The sequence below is a fragment of the Bifidobacterium pullorum DSM 20433 genome, assembly GCF_000771405.1.
GTDB classification, from domain to species: Bacteria; Actinomycetota; Actinomycetes; order Actinomycetales; family Bifidobacteriaceae; genus Bifidobacterium; species Bifidobacterium pullorum.
In genome coordinates this window covers 219,091-239,697 of the sequence record NZ_JDUI01000002.1, presented here as the reverse complement: position 1 = coordinate 239,697, position 20,607 = coordinate 219,091, and the positions used below count along the sequence as shown (strand labels likewise).

14 protein-coding genes are annotated in these 20,607 nt (G+C 64.8%); 12 read left to right on the top strand and 2 right to left on the bottom strand.

What is annotated here, in order from left to right:
• Positions 1–33: 33 nt before the first annotated feature.
• The 6 genes from OU11_RS02300 (at position 34) to OU11_RS02275 (ending at position 8,944) form a co-directional block, all read left to right on the top strand.
• Positions 34–1,395, top strand: a complete 1,362-nt coding sequence (locus OU11_RS02300) for an MFS transporter (protein WP_033514229.1) — start codon at positions 34–36, stop codon at positions 1,393–1,395.
• Positions 1,396–1,494: 99 nt separating this feature from the next.
• Positions 1,495–4,293, top strand: a complete 2,799-nt coding sequence (locus OU11_RS02295) for an ABC transporter ATP-binding protein/permease (protein ID WP_033514320.1) — start codon at positions 1,495–1,497, stop codon at positions 4,291–4,293.
• Between the two features lie 124 nt (positions 4,294–4,417).
• Positions 4,418–6,349 (top strand): translational GTPase TypA, encoded by a 1,932-nt coding sequence (gene typA, locus OU11_RS02290; RefSeq protein ID WP_033514228.1) that lies wholly within the window; start codon positions 4,418–4,420, stop codon positions 6,347–6,349.
• A 47-nt stretch (positions 6,350–6,396) separates the two neighbouring features.
• Positions 6,397–6,930, top strand: coding sequence for a hypothetical protein (locus tag OU11_RS02285; RefSeq protein WP_081963391.1), 534 nt, complete (start codon positions 6,397–6,399; stop codon positions 6,928–6,930).
• A complete protein-coding gene (locus OU11_RS02280) occupies positions 6,927–7,913 on the top strand; it encodes a prephenate dehydratase (RefSeq protein ID WP_033514226.1) in 987 nt (328 codons plus the stop codon). The genes OU11_RS02285 and OU11_RS02280 overlap by 4 nt, the downstream gene beginning before the upstream one ends.
• Positions 7,907–8,944 (top strand): prephenate dehydrogenase, encoded by a 1,038-nt coding sequence (locus OU11_RS02275; RefSeq protein ID WP_052122554.1) that lies wholly within the window; start codon positions 7,907–7,909, stop codon positions 8,942–8,944. The genes OU11_RS02280 and OU11_RS02275 overlap by 7 nt, the downstream gene beginning before the upstream one ends.
• A gap of 12 nt (positions 8,945–8,956) precedes the next feature.
• Here the strand turns inward: OU11_RS02275 and OU11_RS02270 are convergent, their stop codons facing one another.
• Positions 8,957–9,208, bottom strand: coding sequence for a DUF6725 family protein (locus OU11_RS02270; RefSeq protein WP_033514224.1), 252 nt, complete (start codon positions 9,206–9,208; stop codon positions 8,957–8,959).
• Positions 9,209–9,338: 130 nt separating this feature from the next.
• Between OU11_RS02270 and OU11_RS02265 the strand changes: the two genes are divergently transcribed.
• From OU11_RS02265 to OU11_RS02240, 6 genes are all read left to right on the top strand, one after another.
• Positions 9,339–10,256 (top strand): tyrosine recombinase XerC, encoded by a 918-nt coding sequence (locus OU11_RS02265; protein WP_033514223.1) that lies wholly within the window; start codon positions 9,339–9,341, stop codon positions 10,254–10,256.
• Between the two features lie 319 nt (positions 10,257–10,575).
• On the top strand, positions 10,576–11,559 hold the full coding sequence (locus OU11_RS02260) for an ABC transporter permease (protein WP_033514222.1): 984 nt from the start codon (positions 10,576–10,578) through the stop codon (positions 11,557–11,559).
• A 96-nt stretch (positions 11,560–11,655) separates the two neighbouring features.
• Positions 11,656–12,633: an ABC transporter permease gene (locus OU11_RS02255; protein ID WP_033506249.1), complete on the top strand. Its 978-nt coding sequence runs from the start codon at positions 11,656–11,658 to the stop codon at positions 12,631–12,633.
• Positions 12,633–14,735: a dipeptide ABC transporter ATP-binding protein gene (locus tag OU11_RS02250; protein ID WP_052122553.1), complete on the top strand. Its 2,103-nt coding sequence runs from the start codon at positions 12,633–12,635 to the stop codon at positions 14,733–14,735. Before OU11_RS02255 ends, OU11_RS02250 begins: the two co-directional genes overlap by 1 nt.
• A 273-nt stretch (positions 14,736–15,008) precedes the next feature.
• Positions 15,009–16,757: an ABC transporter family substrate-binding protein gene (locus OU11_RS02245; protein ID WP_033514221.1), complete on the top strand. Its 1,749-nt coding sequence runs from the start codon at positions 15,009–15,011 to the stop codon at positions 16,755–16,757.
• Positions 16,758–17,153: 396 nt separating this feature from the next.
• On the top strand, positions 17,154–18,905 hold the full coding sequence (locus OU11_RS02240; protein WP_081963390.1) for an ABC transporter family substrate-binding protein: 1,752 nt from the start codon (positions 17,154–17,156) through the stop codon (positions 18,903–18,905).
• Between the two features lie 241 nt (positions 18,906–19,146).
• Here OU11_RS02240 and OU11_RS02235 read toward each other — a convergent pair whose 3' ends face one another.
• On the bottom strand, positions 19,147–20,559 hold the full coding sequence (locus OU11_RS02235) for a C1 family peptidase (RefSeq protein WP_033514220.1): 1,413 nt from the start codon (positions 20,557–20,559) through the stop codon (positions 19,147–19,149).
• Positions 20,560–20,607 lie beyond the last annotated feature (48 nt).

Genomic DNA, 20,607 nt, shown 5'->3' with positions numbered 1-20,607 from the left:
GGCGGCCCGATTCATGGATTCAAGGAGAGGAATATGACTGATACGACGGCGCAGGGTACGGCGCAGGCCGGCCGCGCGTTGAGCAGGAACGAGCGGCTGGACCGCCTGCCGTTCAACAAGGCGCACCGCAAGCTGCTGGTGGCCTCGGGCATCGGCTGGGCGTTCGACGCGATGGATGTGGGGCTGGTCTCGTTCGTCGTGGCGGCCATCGCCGCCGACCCGCATTTCAATCTGAACGCCACCGAGAAATCCTGGGTGCTGTCGATCGGATTCGTCGGCATGGCCATCGGCGCGGCTTTGGGCGGCTACATCGCCGACCATGTCGGGCGCAAGACCGTGTTCACCGCCACACTGGTGATCTTCGGCCTGGCGAACGCCGGTATGGCCTTCTCCTGGACGCTGATGGCTCTGCTGGTCGCGCGGTTCGTCATCGGCCTGGGGTTGGGTGCCGAACTGCCGGTGGCCTCCACGCTGGTGTCGGAATTCTCGCCCACGCAGCATCGCGGGCGGATGACGGTGCTGCTGGAATCGTTCTGGGCCGTCGGCTGGATCATCGCGGCGGCCATCGGCGCGTTCGTCATCCCGAACACCGGCGACTGGGGATGGCGCTGGGCGCTGCTCATCGGCGCGCTGCCGCTGCTGTACGCCATCGTGACCCGCGCCCACATCCCCGAATCGGTGCGTTTCCTGGAGTCCAAGGGTCGTGAGGACGAGGCCGAGCAGGCGGTGCGCTACTTCGAGCAGGCCTCCGGAGTGGCCCCCGTCGCCAGCCCGAAGGCCGAGCCGCTGCCGGCCATCCGGACGCGCGAACTGTTCGGCCGCAGGTATATCGCCCGCACCGCAGCGATCTGGCTGACCTGGTTCTTCGTGAATTTCTCCTACTACGGCGCGTTCACCTGGATGCCGAGTCTGCTGGCCGAACAGTTCGGCTCACTGACCAGCTCGTTCGGCTATACGCTGATCATCTCGCTGGCGCAGCTGCCCGGCTACTTCCTCGCCGCCTGGCTGGTGGAGGTCTGGGGACGCCGCCGCACGCTGAGCGTGTTCCTGGCGGTGTCCGCCGTGGCCGCCTTTGCGTTCTCGCAGGCCGGCTCGGTGGCCGCGGTGATCGGCTTCGGCATGCTGCTGTCGGCCTCGAACCTGGGGGCGTGGGGCGTGCTGTATGCGGTGACGCCGGAGATCTATCCGACGCGTCTGCGCGGCGCGGCATCGGGCGCCGCGGCGGCGGTGGGCCGTGTGGCCGCGATCGTGGCGCCGCTGCTTGTGCCGTGGTTCCTGACGCTGTCCGGGGGCAACAAGACGGCGGCCTTCGTGATCTTCGCGATCGCGTTCGTGCTGGGCTGCGTGTCGGCGTTGTGCCTGCCCGAACGCAAGGGTCTCGAACTGGAGGACTGACGCCGCCGGAAAAATAGTTTACGGTGTTCAGTATTCTGGGTGTAGTGTAGGCTGCGAACCTACCTGAGATTGGATACCGAAACGGAGGAGTCAACCGTGGTGCTGCAGATCAAGGACATCCACAAGCAGTACAAAACCGGCGATTTCGTACAGAAGGCGCTGGACGGCGTCACGCTGAACCTGCGCGACAACGAGTTCGTGGCCATCCTCGGTCCCTCGGGATCGGGCAAGACCACGCTGCTCAACATCATCGGCGGCCTGGACCGGTATGATTCCGGCGACCTGGTCATCAACGGCACCTCGACCAGGCAGTACCGCGACCGCGATTGGGACTCCTACCGCAACCACACCATCGGCTTCGTGTTCCAAAGCTACAACCTCATCCCGCACCAGAGCATCCTGGCCAACGTGGAGCTGGCGCTGACCATCTCGGGCGTCCCCAAGGCGCAGCGCCGGCAACGTGCCCGCCGTGCCCTGGCGCAGGTGGGGCTGGGCGCCCATGTGCACAAGAAGCCGAACCAGTTGTCGGGCGGCCAGATGCAGCGCGTGGCCATCGCCCGCGCGCTGGTTAACGATCCGGACATCGTGCTGGCCGACGAACCGACCGGTGCGTTGGACTCCGACACCTCCGTGCAGATCATGGAACTGCTCAAGGAGGTGGCCCGGGACCGTCTGGTCGTCATGGTCACGCACAATCCGGAACTCGCCGACCAGTACGCCACGCGCATCGTCAACCTGCGCGACGGCCGCATCCTCGACGATTCAGACCCGTACGTCATCGACGAGACCGAATCGGCCCCGGCCGTGCACCGCACGATGGGCCGATCCTCGATGTCGTTCGGCACCGCGGTGGCCCTGAGCTTCAACAACCTCAAGACCAAGATGGCGCGCACCGTGCTCACCTCCTTCGCCGGCTCAATCGGCATCATCGGCATCGCGCTGATCCTGTCGGTGTCCACGGGCGTGAACAACTACATCACGGCCATCCAGCGGGACACGATGACCGCCTACCCGATCTCCATCGACGCCAAGAGCTGGGATCTGCAGTCCCTGTTGGAGCAGAGCGCGGCCAATGCGGACGGCGAGCGTACCGACGAGCACGACCGCGACGCCGTGTACGCCGACGATTCCAGCTTCACGCAGGCCTCCACGCTGACCAGCAGCATCGCCGAGAACAACCTGACCGCGTTCAAGCGGTACCTGGACGATCCGGACAGCGAGATCCAGCAGTACGTGGGCTCCAACGGCATCCGCTACTCCTATGACGTCAAGTTCTCGGTGGTCAGCCGCGATCCGGACGGCACCTTGGTCGACGCCGACGGCGTGACGTTCGGCGGCGATTCCGGCTCCATGTCCTCGATGATGGCCACGAAGAGCGGGTCGATGACCAGCATGTCGGACGTGACGGCCATGCAGATGTCGATGGTCACCGGCGACACCGATGAGAACGCCGCGCCCTCGGCCTTCGGAGAGATCATGCCCGGCGAAGGCGACGGCGAACTGATCAGCCCGGTGGTGACCGACAACTACAAGGTCGTCCGCGGCGCCTGGCCCGAGGCCCGGGACGAGGTGGTGCTGGTCGCCGACCAGAACAACGAGATCCCGCTGAGCACGCTGTACGAGCTGGGCCTGCTGCCGGCGTCCGACTACGACGACCTGATGAAGCGGCTGGACGACGGCGAGAAGATCGACGAGCAGACGATCAGGATCGACTACGACCAGGTGCTGAACCAGCAGCTGTACCTGATCCCCGCGTGCGACCAGTATGTGCGCGGCGACGACGGACTGTACTCGTATGTCGGCGACGACGCCGAACGGATGGCGGAGCTGGTCGACAACGGCACGGCGATGCCGTTGAGGATCGTCGGCGTCGTCCGTCCCGTTCAGGATGCCGACGCGGCGAACATCGACGGCTCGGTCGGCTACACGCACGCCCTGACCGACTATCTGATCGACCACACGGCCTCCAGCCCGGTGGTCACCGACCAGCAGGCGAACCAGGGCGTGAACGTGCTCAACGGCATGACGTTCTCTCCCTCCGATGACGCGACCAAGGTCGCCGACGCCCGCCTCTACGTCGCCGGCCTCGGCGTGACACAGAAGGCGCAGCTGGCGGCCGGTCTGATGACCGAGGCGGCGCAGGCCGGCATGGACATGGGCGCCGCGGGGGCGACGGACGGCGCGGCGGCCAGCGAGGAGATGCTGGCCCAGCAGCTCGACGCCTATCTGGCCACGGCCGATGACGCGACCTTCATCCACATCTACGACGAGTACGTCTCCACCGGCGATTACGACGACAACCTCTCCGCCTTCGGCGTGATCAGCCGGGACGCCCCGAGCTCGATCCGGATCTACTGCGACAGCTTCGAGGACAAGGACGGGGTCTCGGACGCCATCGACCAGTACAACGCCGACGCCTCCGAACAGGACCAGATCACCTACGTGGACTACGTGGGCGCGCTGATGAGCTCGGTGACCACCATCGTCAACGTCATCACCTACGTGCTGATCGCGTTCGTGGCGGTCTCCCTGGTCGTCTCCTCGATCATGATCGGCATCATCACCTACATCTCGGTGCTGGAACGCACCAAGGAGATCGGCATCCTGCGCGCCATGGGCGCCTCGAAGCACAACGTCTCCTCGGTGTTCAACGCCGAAACCGGCATGATCGGCCTGTGCTCCGGCCTGATCGGCGTGGGCGTGACGCTGCTGCTGCTCATTCCGGGCAACGCCATCCTGCATCACTTCATGGGCACGAACGAGGTCAGCGGCGTGCTGCCGGTGCCCGGAGCCGTGGCGCTGGTCGTCCTGAGCGTGGTGCTCACGCTGATCGGCGGCATCATCCCCTCGAAGAAGGCCGCCAGGCAGGATCCGGCCACCGCGTTGCGCACCGAGTGAGCCTCGGGGGCGGAGCTGTCAAGCAATCCCGCTACACTTGGCTCGGTTTGTGTGGACGTACTGGGGTTTGCCGAACGGTCCGGTACCGAAGGAACGCAACTGAAATCAGGTAAGAGAGGTTTTGATGGCAGTTCGTGGCGATATTCGAAATGTGGCGATCGTGGCGCACGTCGATCACGGCAAGACCACGCTGGTGAACGCGATGCTCCAGCAGTCGCACGTGTTCTCCGAGCGCGAGGAGGTCCCCGACCGCGTGATGGATTCCAACGATCTGGAGCGCGAGAAGGGCATCACCATCCTGGCGAAGAACACGGCGGTGCAGTACACCGGCCCGCTCGCCGAGAAGTACGGCCATCCCGAAGGCATCACGATCAACGTCATCGACACCCCCGGCCACGCCGACTTCGGCGGCGAGGTCGAGCGCGGCATCTCGATGGTCGACGGCGTGGTGCTGCTCGTCGACGCCTCGGAGGGCCCGCTGCCGCAGACCCGCTTCGTGCTGCGCAAGGCCCTGGAGGCCAAGCTGCCGGTGATCCTGTGCGTGAACAAGGTGGACCGTCCGGACGCCCGCATCGAGGAGGTCGTGGGCGAGGCCACCGACCTGCTGCTCGGCCTGGCCCAGGACGTGATCGAGGAGGGCGTGGACCTGGACCTCGACTCGCTGCTGGACCTGCCGGTGATCTACTGCGCCGCCAAGGCGGGCTACGCCTCCACGAACCAGCCGGAGAACGGCGGGCTGCCGGACAACGACAACCTGGAGCCGCTGTTCGATTCGATCATCTCGAACATCCCCGCACCCGAATACGAGGAGGGCGCCCCGCTGCAGGCCCATGTGACCAACATCGATGCCTCGGACTACCTGGGCCGACTGGGTCTGGTCCGCATCTACAACGGCACGCTCGTCAAGGGCAAGCAGTACGGCCTGAGCCGCGTCGACGGCTCGATCGAGAACTTCAAGCTCACCGAGATCCTGCGCACCAAGGGTCTGGACCGCTTCCCGGTGGAACAGGCCGGCCCCGGCGACATCGTGGCCATCGCCGGCGTCAACGACATCATGATCGGCGAGACCATCGTCGATCCGTCCGACCCGAAGCCGCTGCCGCTCATCCATGTGGACGAGCCGGCCATCTCGATGACCTTCGGCATCAACGATTCGCCGCTCGCCGGCACCGAGGGCAAGGACCACAAGCTCACCGCCCGCATGATCAAGGACCGTCTGGACCGCGAGCTCATCGGCAACGTGTCGATCCGCGTGCTGCCCACCGAGCGTCCGGACGCTTGGGAGGTGCAGGGCCGCGGCGAACTCGCTCTGGCCGTGCTCGCCGAGCAGATGCGTCGTGAGGGCTACGAGCTGACCGTCGGCCGTCCGCAGGTGGTCACCAAGACCATCGACGGCCAGATCTGCGAACCGATGGAGAACACGACCATCGACGTGCCCGAGGAGTACATGGGCACCGTCACCCAGCTGATGGCCGAGCGCAAGGGCCGTATGGAGTCGATGTCCAACCACGGTTCCGGCTGGGTGCGTCTGCAGTTCACCGTGCCGAGCCGTGGCCTGATCGGCTTCCGGACCACGCTGCTGTCCTCCACGCGCGGCACCGGCATCGCCTCGTCGATCTCCGCCGGCTACGCGCCGTGGGCGGGCCAGATCGTGACCCGTCAGAACGGCTCGATGGTCTGCGACCGCAAGGGCGTGGCCACCCCGTATGCGATGCAGCGTCTGCAGGCCCGCGGCAACTTCTTCGTGGACCCGCAGTCCCCGGTGTACGAGGGTCAGGTCGTCGGCGTGAACAACAAGCCGGACGAGCTGGACGTGAACATCACGCTCGCCAAGCATATGACCAACATGCGTTCCTCCACCGCCGACGTGCTGGAGACGCTCACCCCGCCGATCAAGATGAGCCTTGAGGAGGCGCTGGACTTCGCGAACGAGGACGAGTGCGTGGAGGTGACCCCGGAGTCCATCCGCGTGCGCAAGATCATCCTCGGGCGCGAGGACTGGTACAAGTGGCGCGCCAAGCAGCGCCGCCAGAACAACCAGGCCAACGCCAAGTAGTGACCGTGCCGCCGGATTCAACCGGCGGCACACCTATACTGGAACGCATGACCTCCATCTCCACTCCATCCCGGCGGCGGTCGGATCCGGCCCTGCAGCCGTGGAGTCACCGCCAGCCGTACGCATTACGCATCCTGATCACCATCGCCTCGGGTGTTGCCGTCGGCGTCATCGGTACGCTGGCCCATCGCATGGGCGCGGCACAGAACATCCCCTACGGCCTGCTGCTGGCGTTCCTGCTTCTGGGCATCTCCACCTGGTGCGCCCGTGCGCGCAGCAATGCGGTGGGCCTGGGATTCCACCTGATCGCCTCCTCGGCGGCCGTATGGATGCTGACCGGCTATGGTCCGGGCGGCGATGCGCTGGTTCCGATCGGATTCAGCGGCGAGGTGCCATTCTTCTGCCAGCGCGCCGGCGTGATTTGGATCTACGGCGTGATCGTCCTGCAGGTGGTCATGCTGTTCCTGCCGGCACGGTGGTTCATGGTGCCGGATCGTCTGGCTCCGGGGCCGGAGACCGTGGACGTCGCCGAGACGTTCGCCGCCGATGGCAGCGACGACGGCGAGGGGGAGCGGCCGTGAAACCGTTGTACTATCTGGGACCGCAGGGATCATTCACCCATCAGGCCGCGGCGGGTGCGGCGCAGCTGCTGTCCGGCGGTCCCCTCGGTGCCGGTCAGGCCCCGCAGCTGATCGCGGTGTCCGACGTGCCGACGATCATGGCCGCCGTCGAACGCGGCGAGGCGTGGGGCGTGGTGGCCTGGGAGAACAATGTCGAAGGGTACGTGGTCCCGAATCTCGACCTGCTCATCGATTCGCACGACGCCGTCGGTTTCGCGCGCATCGTGGTCGACATCGCCTTCGACGCGTTCACCCGCGGCCCGCAGATCGAGCCCGACGGGGCGCAGGTCAGTGCGCACCCCCACGGTTTGGCCCAGTGCAAGGGGTTCATCGCCGAGCACCATCTGACCGCCGTGCCCGCATCCTCGAATGCCGCCGCCTGCCGTGACCTTGAGACCGGACAGGTGGCCCTCGGCCCGTCGATCTGCGGCTCGCTGTACGGGCTGACCACGGTGGCGAGCTCGGTGCAGGACTATTCCGGCGCGCACACCGAATTCCTGGTGCTGGCGCCGCGCGACGAGGCCCGCGCGCTGCTGGAACGGGCCCGGACGGACGGCGTGGATGAATTCGAGACGATCGTCACGTTCATCCCGCTGAGCACCGGCCCCGGCGTGCTGGCCAACCTGCTGGACGTGGTGCGCGACGCCGGGTTGAATATGACGAGCTTCATCTCCCGTCCGATCAAGGGGCATGACGGCACGTACAGCTTCATTGTCACGCTGGACGCCGCCCCGTGGCAGCCGCGGTTCCGCGCGGTGCTCGAACAGATCGTCGACCATGGCGACTGGGTCAAGACGCTGGCCGTCTACCCGCGCCGCGAACGGCCGAACCCGCCGGTCGACGCCTGGATGCTGCCGCAGGGCGGGGTGCATGTCGGGGAGGGGACGCTGCACGCCGCCGACACGGACCGGATGGATGCGATGAGAAGGGAACTGCTGTGGTAGGGGAGCACACGGAAACGCTCAATGTCGCGCCGCGGCGCATCGGCATCGTCGGTTTGGGGCTGATCGGAGGGTCGCTGGCCTGCCGCCTCCACGACGCCGGATGCGACGTGCTGGCCTGGAACCATACGACGCGTCCGTATGCGGATGCCGAAGCCCGGGGCATACGCTGCCTGCCGTCCATCGAAGCGCTCGCCGCCGAACGGCCGGATGTGCTGGTGCTGTGCAACCCGCTCAGGGCGATGCCGGAGACGCTTGCCGCGCTGGCCGATGCGCTGGATGAACGGACCACCCTCACCGATGTGGGCAGCGTGAAGGGCATGGTGCGCGAACAGGTGGAGGCCGCCGGGCTGGGGGACCGTTATATCGGGGCGCATCCGATGGCGGGCAACGAACGTTCCGGTTGGTCGGCCGCTGATCCGGCGCTGTACGACGACGCCCTGTGGGCGGTCACCGTGCGGCCGGACTCGTCGTACCGGCGGTTCCTGGCCGTGGCGGGGATGATCACCGCGGCGTGCGGCAACCGCATGATCGTGGTGGACGAGCTGACGCATGACCGTGCCGCGGCGTTGATCTCCCATATGCCGCATGTGGTGGCGACCGCGCTGATCAACGAGATGGCCGCCAATCCCGAGCGTGACATCGCCGCCGCCCTGGCCGCCGGCTCCTGGCGGGATATGACACGGGTGGCGTTGACCGATCCTGACCGGACCCGCGCCATGGTGGAGGAGGACGGCGCCAACGTGGCCGCGCTGCTGCGTTCGGTGGCCCTACGGCTGCTTGCGGTGTCGGAGGCCTTGGACGGGTCGGTGGACGGGGACGCGTTGGCGCGGTTCTTCGCCGAAGGCCAGCCGTTCCGGAATTTCAAGGCGGAGCAGGGCCACGGTGGAATCCATGCGCCGGAACGGGTCCTGGAACTGCCCGAACAGGGCTGGCAGACGGTATTGATGGAATCGGCGCGCCGCGGGGAACACGTCATCCGCCTGCGATCGCCGCACACCGCCGTCGTGCGCGAGCTGTCGCATATCCGCTGACGGTCGCGGGCCTCAGGGGCGGGCTGACGGCCGCTCCGGCACCGGCTTGATGGTGACGATCGAGTCGACGTCGATGGTCACCCGTTGTTCGGGGCGCGACCCGTTGGCGGTCGCGTCGCGGGTCATCTCCAGCGTGTGCCCGTCCCATGAGCGCACGTGGCCGACGTAGTCGCGGAACTTCATGCGGTGGTCGGACGGGTCGACGCCTTCGCACACGCGCGCCACGATGCGTGCGCCGGTCGGAATCTCACGTGGTATAGGCATATCCCTATGCTACGCCGTGCGTGGGCCCTGCGGCGTGCGGTGTCCGGACAGCGGTCCGTGGCCTGCGCGGCGCTGCGGCATCCGCATGCGAGAATGGATGGCGAAACGGCGGAAACGGAAAGGGGCCGTCATGCGGTTCGAACGCGAACTGGATGGGTATCTGACCTATCTGAAGGCCAACCGGGGGCTGAGCGAGAACACGCGATCGGCGTACGCGCGTGACGTGAGGTCGTGCCTGGAGGCCATGCAACGGCGCGGCGTGGCCGAGCTGGGGGAGATCACGCTGGATGACCTGCGGATGTGGATGGCGGGGGAGTCCCGCACCCACGCGCGTTCGAGCATGGCCCGCCGGGTGGTGGCGGTGCGGGGGTTCTTCTTCTGGGCCCATGAGCATGGGATGATTCCGTCCGACCCGGCGGCCGCGCTGATGACGCCGAAGATCCCGGAGCACCTGCCGGAGATTCTGAACGAGGCCCAGACCGAACGCTTGCTGGATAAGACGGCGGATCGTCTGGTCTCCGACGGCGACGACCCGCGGCGCGACGCCATCGGACTGCGGGACGACGCGATGCTGGAACTGCTGTATGCCACGGGGATTCGCGTGGCCGAACTGGTGGCGTTGGACCGCGGCGACATCACCTTCGCCAACCGCACGCTGAAGGTGACCGGAAAGGGAAACAAGCAGCGGGTGGTGCCGTTCGGGGCACCCGCCGGACGGGCGCTGGAACGCTGGCTGGAACGGGGGCGGCCGGTGCTGGAGAACGAGGCATCGGGGGCGGCCGTGTTCCTGGGCGCGCGGGGCGGGCGGGTGAACCAGCGCGTGGTGCGCCAGGTGGTCCACGCATCCGCGCGCGCGGCCGGCGTGCCCGACATCGGTCCGCATGCGCTGCGTCACAGCGCCGCAACCCATCTGCTCGACGGCGGGGCCGACCTGCGCGAGGTCCAGGAGCTGCTGGGGCATGCGTCGCTGAAGACCACCCAGCGGTACACCCACGTCTCGATCGAACAGCTCAAGCAGCGCTATGGCCAGGCCTTCCCCCGCGCGTAGAGAGGACATTACGTCGCATGCGTGTCGGAATGTGGACGCTTAAACGTTGCAGCAACCCGTTCCGTCTCATCATATGGGAAGTTCCGCATCGGTGATTCCGTGTTTGCTATGATGGCGCGTTTCGTCGGTGTCGCCGGCGCAAACCCCTGAACTTCTGCGGCATAGGCTTGTCCATCGTTGTCTTCGGAACATGAACGGCGTCTGAACTTCCGGCGCTTTTGATATAACAGCATCTAATGAAAATGGCTCGGCTCACCGGTTCGACGACTAGAATGTTGAAGAGTTTGCATGGCCGAACATCCTGATAAGGGAGTAGCAAGTGATTAAATACATCATCAGACGCTTGGTGAATTACGTGATCATGCTATTCGTCGCCATTTCGATGACGTACTTCCTGGCAAGTGCGTTCATGGATCCGCGTTCGAACTACATGTCGCGTAACCCCCGTCCGCCGGAGGCGTCCATCGATCGTTCGCTCGATCTGGCGAACATCAACGACAAGACCCCGGTGCTCGTCCGTTATTTCAACTGGCTCAAGGGCATCGTCACCGAGTGGAACTGGGGTCTTTCCCCCGATCAGGAACCGGTCGCTCCGGCTGTGGCCTCCCGCATCTCCTCGTCGGTGCAGCTGGTGGCCATCTCCACGGTGCTGTCCATCATCATCGGCGTGAGCCTGGGCGTGTACACCGCCATCCGCCAGTACAAGTGGCAGGACCGCGCGCTGAACGCCGTCTCCACGCTCTTCCTGGTGACCCCGGCCGCAGTCCTCGGCCTGCTCATCGTGCTCGGCGCCATCGCGATCAACAACGCCACCGGCACCCGCATCTTCTACGTCACGGGTCTGCACTCATATGAGGGCGGGAACATAGGGTTGGCCATATTGGACTTCCTGCAGCACATCATCCTGCCGACGATCGTGTTGGTATGCATCGGCTACGTCAACTACCACCTGACGCAGCGCACCTACCTGCTGGACACGATGAACGCCGACTATGTGCGCACCGCCCGCGCCAAGGGCCTGACGCTCAATCAGGCGATCCGCAAGCACGCGTTGCGCACCTCGCTGATCCCGACCACCACCAACATCGCGTTCTCGATCGCCAGCATCTTCACCGGCGCGGTCATCACCGAAACGGTGTTCGCCATCAACGGTCTGGGCCGCTACTTCGTCACCACGATCCAGGACAACGACATCAATGGTGCCGTCTGCATCGCGGCGTTCAGCGGCGTGTGCACGCTGGCCGGCGCCCTGCTGGCCGACATCCTCGCCGCGTGGCTCGATCCGCGCATCCGACTGAACTGATGAAGGTGCGTGATATCCAGTGAACCAAGCAATGCTGCCAGTGAATACATGGTCCGTCAACGGACCTCTCGCGGAAGGAGACCGGTCGTGAGCGACATGGCCACCGAAGAAAAGGACCTCGGTCTGAATCAGGACGTCGCCACCGAAGGCACGCCCGCCGCAGTCGTCGTCAACCCCGTCTCCCAGGGCGGGGACGCCCAGGACCTCAAGCGCACCGGACGCATGACGCTGTACGTCCGCCGCTTCATGCGCCGTCCTTCGGCCGTGTTCGGCCTGGTGGTGCTGTGCATCCTGATCCTGTTCGCGCTGTTCGGCGCCATGGTCTGCCCCTGGAAGTACGACGAACCGGACTTCACCGCCCTCGCCGCGGCGCCGAGCGCCGACCATTGGCTGGGCACCACCATCGGCGGTTCGGATATGTACGCCATGATCGTGCGCGGCCTGGGCCGCTCGCTGCTCGTCGGCATCATCTCCTCCACGCTGATCATGATCATCTCCGCCGTGCTCGGCACGGCCATCGCCTTCTTCGAGGGCGTGGTGGAGAAGGTCGGCATGTGGATCCTCGACATGCTGCTGACCATCCCGTCCTTCCTGCTCGTGGCCATGATCGTGCGTTCCTCGTCCGGCACGTCCGGATGGCTGTGGCTGACCATCGGCATCACCGCATTCGGCTGGATCGGCTACGCTCGTGTCATCCGCACGCTGACCATGAGCCTGCGCGAGCTGGACTACATCCGTGCGGCCAAGTTCATGGGCGTCGGTTCCTTCCGCATCATCCTGCGCCACCTGGTGCCGAACCTCGGTTCGGTGCTCATCATCAACACCGTGCTGGGCGTGGTCAGCGCCGTCAATCAGGAAACCGCACTGAGCTTCCTGGGCCTGGGCATCAAAGCCCCCGACACCTCGCTGGGTACGCTGCTGATGAACGGCCAGTCCTCGGTGCTCACCGCCCCGTGGATCCTGCTGTTCCCCTCGGCCGTGCTGATCCTGCTGACCTTCTCGGTGCAGCTGATCGGCGATGGTCTGCGTGACGCGATCGATCCCTATTCCCGTTCGGCCGGAAAGGCGGAGTGATGACTGAACCGATGAATACTGTGGCGGCCGCGCCCGCCAATGGCGAGCAGCCTGTGCTGGAAGTGCGCGACCTGCGCGTCAACTTCGCCTCCGAGGCCGGCACCGTGCGTGCCGTGCGTGGTGTGAACTTCGACCTGTACCGCGGCAAGACCCTGGGCATCGTGGGCGAGTCCGGTTCCGGCAAGTCCGTGACGTCGATGGCCATCATGGGTCTGCTCGACAAGAACGCCCATGTGGAAGGCTCGATCAAGTTCCGCGGCGACGAACTGCTGACCAAGAACGACAAGGAGATGAGCGTCCTGCGCGGCGACCGCATCGCGATGGTCTTCCAGGACCCGCTCTCCGCGCTGACCCCGGTGTTCTCCATCGGCGAGCAGCTCAAGGAGGCCCTGGTCATCCACAACCCGAAGATGACCGAGGAGCAGATCGTCTCCCGTTCGATCGAGCTGCTCAAGCTGGTCGGCATCCCGAACGCCGAGGAACGGCTCAAGTCGTATCCGCATCAGTTCTCCGGCGGCATGCGTCAGCGCGTGGTCATCGCCATGGCCATCGCCAACAACCCGGATATCATCATCTGCGACGAACCGACCACCGCACTGGACGTGACGATCCAGGCCCAGGTGCTGGAGGTGCTGCAGCGTGCGCAGCAGGAGACCGGCGCCGCCGTGATCTTCATCACCCACGATCTGGGCGTGATCGCCGGCATCGCCGATGACATCATCGTGATGTACGCGGGCCGTCCGGTCGAGAAGGCCGATGTGGACACCGTGTTCCACAATCCCGTCATGCCGTACACGATGGGTCTGCTGGGCGCCGTGCCGCGCCCCGACCGTGAGAAGTCCAGCCGTCTGGTGCCGATCCCCGGCGCGCCGATGAACCTGGTGAACATGCCGAAGGGCTGCCCGTTCGCGCCGCGCTGCCCCCTGGCCACCGACATCTGCCGTCAGGGCGAGCCGGACCTGCTGCCGGTCGAGGGGCGTGAGGGCCAACTGGCCGCCTGCCACCGCGTCAAGGAGATCGTCGATCAGAACCTGACGTTCAGCGACATCTACACCGTCGGCGAGTCGGTGAAGTCGAAGTTCGACGGCATCCCGCGCGAGCGGCGCCGGACCGTGCTCGACGTCAAGCATCTGAAGAAGACGTTCCCGCTGACCGCCGGCGGATTCCTGCGCCGCAAGGTCGGCGAGGTGCACGCCGTCGACGATGTGACGCTCGACGTGCGCGAGGGCGAGACCGTGGCCCTGGTGGGCGAGTCCGGCTCCGGAAAGTCCACCACGCTGCTGGAGATCATGGAGTTCCGTCAGCCCGAATCGGGCGAGATCTCCGTGCTCGGCAAGCCGATCGCCAAGCGCATGAGCCGCGAGGACAAGCGTGAGCTGCACAGCAACGTGCAGTACATCTTCCAGGACCCGATGAGCTCGCTCGACCCGCGTCTGCCGATCTACGACATCCTGGCCGAGCCGCTGAAGGTGCAGGGCCTGTCCAAGCAGGAGATCAACGACCGCATCCGCGATCTGATGGCCCTGGTGGAGCTCAACCCAGATCAGGTCGACCGCTTCCCGACGCAGTTCTCCGGTGGCCAGCGTCAGCGCATCGCCATCGCGCGCGCCCTGGCCGTCAACCCCAAGCTGGTGCTGCTCGACGAACCGGTCTCCGCGCTGGACGTCTCGATCCAGGCGGGTGTGATCAACCTGCTGGAGGACCTGCAGAACAAGCTGGGCGTGGCCTACCTGTTCGTGGCTCACAACCTGTCGGTGATCAGGCACATCTCCAACCGCATCGCCGTCATGTACCTGGGCCGCATCGTGGAGCTCGGCAGCAACCACGACGTGTTCGAGGAGCCGCTGCACCCGTACACCAAGGCGCTGCTGTCCGCGGTGCCGGTGCCCGATCCGCAGATCGAGCGCACCCGTCAGCGCATCGTGCTGGAAGGCGAACTGCCGAGCCCGTCCGAGAGCTTCTCGGGATGTCCGTTCGCCGGCCGTTGCCCGATGTTCTCCACGCTGACCAAGGAACAGCAGGCCCGTTGCCTTGGCGAGTCGCCGGAACTGGTGGCCAAGGGCGGCGCCGCCGACCACATGGCGGCCTGCCACTTCGCGTGACCTATGGGCACGGCGGGTGAGTGAACGCCGACCCGCGCCGTCTCCGTGATCGCCGGATGGATCCTCAGGACCCATCCGGTGTTTTTTGTTGCCGAAAACGGGCGTGGAGCACCGGCTTCCGGCCCGTGATGTTGCGTCGGTGTTACGAACATGTGTCCAATAGGTGAATCATCGCCGCGGTTTGGTCAGCGGTCCTACTACCATCGGAACTGTTTCAGTGCCGCGAGGCACATTCGAGACGAGAGGAAACAATAAGTGAAAACTCGCAAGACAATGATTGCGGTGACTGCTGCTTTCGCTGCCTGCATCCTGGCTCTGTCCGGCTGCGGCGGCAATAACGCGAACACCGACGACAACGGCAATGGCGAAGCCTACGTGCAGCCGGATGACGGTGTCCCCTCGAGCTATCAGGGCACGCTGCCGACCCCGGTCGCGGGCGAGCGCAACGACAACCCGACCGATCGTGACGACATCCAGGACGGCGGCGAGCTGATCCAGGACATCTCCGAGATCGGCCCGAACTGGAACGCCAACAGCACCGACGGCAACACCGCTTACATGGCTGAGCTGTGGGCTTGGTACCAGCCGCACCTGTGGGATTACAGCGTTGGTGGCGAGGCCACCCCGAACCCGGATTACCTGACCAACGTTGAGGTCACCAGCGAGGATCCGCTGGTCATCACCTACGACATCAACGAAGAGGCCACCTGGAACGACGGCACCCCGATTGACTACACCGCCTTCCAGTCCACCTGGACCTGCCTGAACGGCAAGGACGACCGCTACAACCCGCCGCAGACCATGGGCTATGAGAACATCGCCTCGGTCGAGAAGGGCGAGTCCGACAAGCAGGTCGTGGTGACCTTCGAGACCCCGTTCTACCCGTACCAGTATCTGTTCCAGCAGCTTGTGAACCCGAACTCGGTCGATCCGGACGTGTTCACCCAGGGCTGGGTCAATGATCCGCACACCGAATGGGCCGCTGGCCCGTACACCATCGAGTCCTTCGACGACACGCAGGTCACCTTCGTGCCGAACGAGAACTGGTGGGGCAACCCGGCCAAGCTGGATCGCGTGGTCTTCCGTCAGATGGCCGACTCCGCTGCCATCAACGCGTTCCAGAACGGTGAGATCGACGCCATCGGTGGCCGTGCCTCCGGCGGCGGTGCGGCTTCGGCCGATCGTCTGAAGATCGTCCGTGGCATGGAGGGCGTGCAGCTGCGTATCGGTTACTCGATGCAGACCAACGTCTTCACCTACAACGGCACCGCTGGTGCTCTGAAGGACATCGCTGTGCGCAAGGCCATCTCCCAGGGCTTCGACTATGAGACCTGGATCAAGATTGCCTATCAGGGCGTGGATTGGGATCCGGAGCGTCCGGGTTCCGAGATCCTGCAGCCGTTCCAGGAAGGCTATGAGAACAACCTTCCGGAGGACGTGCAGGAGCTCGACGTCGAGGGTGCCAAGAAGACCCTCGAAGACGCCGGCTACACCATGGGCGAGGAGTACTACGAGAAGGATGGCGAGACGCTGCACATCACCTACACCTACTTCGGTGACAGCGCCACCCAGACCGCTATGGCGAACGCCTACCAGCAGATGATGAAGAACATCGGCGTCGAGTGCGAGATCATCAACCTCGACAACTCCGAGTTCTCCGACACCGTGGTCAGCGGTTCCTACGAGGTGCTGCCGATGGGCTGGTCCGCCTCTGATCCGTTCGGCTACAGCTCCTCTGGTTTCCAGCTGTACGGCTCCGATTCCTCTTCGAACTTCACCTATGTGGGTTCGGACGAGGTCGATGAGCTGTGGGCTGTTCCGGGCACGCTTGAGGACGCGACCGAGGCCACCGCCGCTGCCAATGAGGCCGAGAAGGCTTCGCTGGCGCTGTACGGCACCGTCCCGGTTTCGACCCCGCCGATCTACATGGCCGTCAAGGAAGGCCTGGCCAACTACGGTCCGTCCGGCTTCATGCAGATCACGTTGCACCGTGAGGACATCGGCTGGGAGAAGGAGGCCTGATTCCGATAGGGATTACGCCCCCGTGACCATTCCGGTCTGATTTCGGGGCCTGCGCAACCATGGGCTGCGCAGGCCCCTTTTCGTTGCCCGAAGGCGCGTATGCGGCGAAACCGTCCACATTGCGACCGCGGTGTTCGGATTGACGAAAACCCAGTCGTTTCAAGGAAAACGACGCCATGGCGTAACGTGTTCGTAACAAGCAGGACCACGACATCGTTCCCATCTCGGTACGTAAGACCTATAGTGGACCGCGAGATTGGGATTTCGACTTGTTCCTTGTGAACAGTGTGGGGTACATCTGGGGATTCACAATCGCCCCCGGCATCGTGCGGCGCCACAAGCGCGACCGATGCCGGGGAGGACATGATGGTCTGCGAACCATGAGGGGAGCGAAATATGAATATGCGCAAGACGATGACGTGGACGATCGCCATGGTCGCCGCGGCCTCGATGGCCTTGGCCGGCTGCGGCGGCAACGGCGCGGGCGACGCCTCCGCGTCCAAGAGCGGCTACGTCCAGCCGGCGGACGGCGTTCCGTCGGATTATACGGGAACATTGCCCGCTCCGGACGCGTCGAAGGCATATAACAACCCGCAGGAGCGTGACAACATCCAGGACGGCGGCACGCTGACCCTGGCCACGACCGAGATTGGCCCGAACTGGAACGCCAACAGCACCGACGGCAACACGTTGTACATGAGTGAGTTCTGGTCGTTCTACCAGCCGCATCTGTGGGACTACTCGTTCGACGGCAAGGCCACCCCGAACCCGGACTTCCTGTCGAAGGTCACGCTCACCAGCGAGGACCCGATGGTGGTGACCTACGACATCAACCCGGATGCCAAGTGGAACGACGGTAGCGAGATCGACTACACCGCCTTCCAGTCCACCTGGAACGCGCTGAACGGCAAGGATTCGGCCTACAACCCGCCGATGACCACCGGTTACGACCAGATCGCCTCGGTGGAGAAGGGCGAGTCCGACAAGCAGGTCGTGGTGACCTTCGAAACCCCGTTCTACCCGTACACCGGTCTGTTCAACCTACTGGTCAACCCGAAGGCCGCCGACGCGGACACCTTCACCCAGGGCTGGGTCAACGATCCGCACACCGAGTGGGCCGCCGGCCCATTCGTCGTGGACTCCTTCGACGACTCGCAGGTCACCTTCACCCCGAACCCGAACTGGTGGGGCGACAAGCCGAAGCTCGACAAGGTGGTGTTCAAGCAGATGGAATCCAGCGCAGCCATCAACGCGTTCCATAACGGCGAGATTGACGCGGTGGGCGCCAGCACCGCCGACAACCTGAAGATCGTGCGCTCGATGGATGATGTGCAGATCCGCATCGGCTACAGCAAGTCCACCGATGTGCTGACGTACAACGGCACGGCCGATTCACTCAAGGATATCGCGGTGCGCAAGGCCATCACCCAGGGCTTCGACCAGAAGACGTGGTCCAAGATCCGTTACCAAGGCACGGATTACGATTCGCCGCAGCCCGGTTCCGAATGCATGCTAGTCTTCCAGGACGGCTATGAGAACAACCTGCCGAAGGATTCCGGATACGACGTGGACGCCGCCAAGAAGACGCTGGAGGACGCCGGCTACACGATGGGCGATGACGGCTACTACCAGAAGGACGGCAAGCCGGTCAAGATCTCCTACACGTACTTCGGAGATGATGCCACCCAGAGCGCCATGGCGAACGCCTACCAGAAGATGATGAAGGACATCGGCGTGGACTGCGAGATCGTGAACCTCGACAGCTCGGAGTTCTCCAAGACCCTGATCAGCAAGAGCTTCGAGGTGCTGGGGATGGGCTGGTCCGCCTCCGACCCGTACGGTTACTCCACCTCCGGCTACCAGCTCTATGGCTCCGATTCCGATTCGAACTACAGCTTCATCGGCACGCCGGAGATCGACGCGATGCTCAAGAAGCCGTCGACGATGTCGGACTCCGCCGAGGCCATCGCCGCGTTCAACGAGGCCGAGAAGGCCGCCTTCGAACAGTATGGCACCATTCCGACCGATGTGCCGCCATCGTACACAGCAGTCAAGAAAGGCCTGGCCAATTTCGGCCCCTCCGGCTTCAACAACTGCAACGGCGGCATCTGGCACACCGAGAACATCGGCTGGCAGAAGGAAGCCTGAGCGGCAGACACCGAGCGGAGCGCATGATCCCATAGGATGATGCGGCTCCTATAAGACGGTCGCCGCGTTTCTGCGGCGCCTCCACGGAGCGAATCCGGATCATCTTTCCTCTCATCTCTGATCCGGATTCGCTTGTTCCATTCTGAACAAGGTACGGACAGGCCGTCGCGGCTCCAGGAACCGCGACGGCCTGATCGCAATGGTCGCGCCGGCACACGCATATGACGCGGGGCGTGTCGGCTCAACGGCACGGCCGCGTCAGCGGCGCCCACGGGTCCAGCGTCACCGGTTCGGTTTCGAGCAGCGCGCGCGTCTCGTCGTCGAGGCAGTCCTTGCGGACGACGATCTCCGTCACGAAGCGGTCGAACCAGGCGCCCGAGGCCACGTAATAGCCGTCGTCGCCGTTGTCCTTGCCCCAGCTGTTCTCGATCTTCCAGCGGTCAGGCGCGCCATCGGGAGCGATGTTCACGCCGGTGAACGTCATCGCATGGTTGCTCGGGCAGTCGGCGTATTCGAGGCCCTGACCCTTGTCGAACGTGAACTCGGTGCCGAACAGCTGGTCCACACGCACGGTGTCGCAGTCGAAATACCCCTCGTCGCGCAGCGAGAACTGCATGCAGTCGCAGGCGAACCAGATCGGGTGGCCGGCGGCGAGCTGGTCCGCGGCGGCCTTCCTGAACGTGTCCAACGGCACGTTCACGAATTCCATCGGACCGGCTTCCTTGACGTTCTCGGTGTAGGCGATCCGGTATCGTTTGCCGAACGGGGTGCGCGCCATCGGAGCGTTGACCAGCGTCACGAACTCATCGACGTCCACGGGCACGTACTTCCTGTAGAACTCGAGCGGGGTGATGCCGTACTCGCGGATCTGCGGGCGGTCGTCGATGCCGGACTTCGGCGCGTCGGCGGCGTCCGTATCCTTGCCGGTGTTCTTGCCGTCCTTGGTGCGGGCGATGAAGTCGAATGTCGCGGGCGGCTCGCCCAACGCGATCGCACAGATGCGGTACACGGTCTCCATGTCCCTGACCTTGAGGTCGCGCAGCTCGTCAATCGTGGCGCCCGCGGCGTGGCGGTCGCGCAACTCGGCGGCGAACTCGCGCAGCTTGGTGTTGAGGTACTGCTCGAAGGCCGTCGAATTGCGGGAGTTCGCCGACTCCGGGAACGCGCTTTTGGGCATCAGGCCGTATTTGTCGACCAAGGCGGCGAACATCTGCCACCAGCCGCCGTCGCCGGCCGGATTGCCGTTGATGTTCTGGAACAGGCGGCTGTCGGTGGGCTCGTCAAGCGTTTCCAGCACGTTCTCCAGATAGGCGTTCGATTTCTCGAACTTGTCCCAAAAGAACAGGTAGGTCTCCGAGAACTCGAAGTCCTCCAGGTTCCAGCGGTGCATGAGCTCATAGCGCAGCGTGTTCAGGCCTGCGAACATCCAGCAGCGGCCGGACTGGCGCTGGTTGGTGATCGACCCCTGCTTGAGCTCGATCGAGAAGTCGCGTGGCAGGGCGCGCATGCCCTTGTAATCGGTCGCGGCCTTCAGGATCCCTTCGGACACCGAGGCGTTGGCGGCCACCAGATTCGCGCGATCCGCGTTGAATGACTCGGCGTAACCGCGCGTCATCTCGGCGGTCATCGCCACGGATGCGGTCGGATTCGTCATATTCCCTCCCGTCATTGGTGCATGGATGTCGGAACCGTGCGGGCGCAT

What these genes read in the sequence shown, in the direction of transcription:
- OU11_RS02240 (WP_081963390.1), top strand. Translation starts at nt 17,154, where the DNA reads ATGAATATGCGCAAGACGATGACGTGGACGATCGCCATGGTCGCCGCG.
- OU11_RS02235 (WP_033514220.1), bottom strand. Translation starts at nt 20,559, where the DNA reads ATGACGAATCCGACCGCATCCGTGGCGATGACCGCCGAGATGACGCGC.
- typA (WP_033514228.1), top strand. Translation starts at nt 4,418, where the DNA reads ATGGCAGTTCGTGGCGATATTCGAAATGTGGCGATCGTGGCGCACGTC.
- OU11_RS02250 (WP_052122553.1), top strand. Translation starts at nt 12,633, where the DNA reads ATGACTGAACCGATGAATACTGTGGCGGCCGCGCCCGCCAATGGCGAG.
- OU11_RS02270 (WP_033514224.1), bottom strand. Translation starts at nt 9,208, where the DNA reads ATGCCTATACCACGTGAGATTCCGACCGGCGCACGCATCGTGGCGCGC.
- OU11_RS02265 (WP_033514223.1), top strand. Translation starts at nt 9,339, where the DNA reads ATGCGGTTCGAACGCGAACTGGATGGGTATCTGACCTATCTGAAGGCC.
- OU11_RS02285 (WP_081963391.1), top strand. Translation starts at nt 6,397, where the DNA reads ATGACCTCCATCTCCACTCCATCCCGGCGGCGGTCGGATCCGGCCCTG.
- OU11_RS02255 (WP_033506249.1), top strand. Translation starts at nt 11,656, where the DNA reads ATGGCCACCGAAGAAAAGGACCTCGGTCTGAATCAGGACGTCGCCACC.
- OU11_RS02300 (WP_033514229.1), top strand. Translation starts at nt 34, where the DNA reads ATGACTGATACGACGGCGCAGGGTACGGCGCAGGCCGGCCGCGCGTTG.
- OU11_RS02245 (WP_033514221.1), top strand. Translation starts at nt 15,009, where the DNA reads ATGATTGCGGTGACTGCTGCTTTCGCTGCCTGCATCCTGGCTCTGTCC.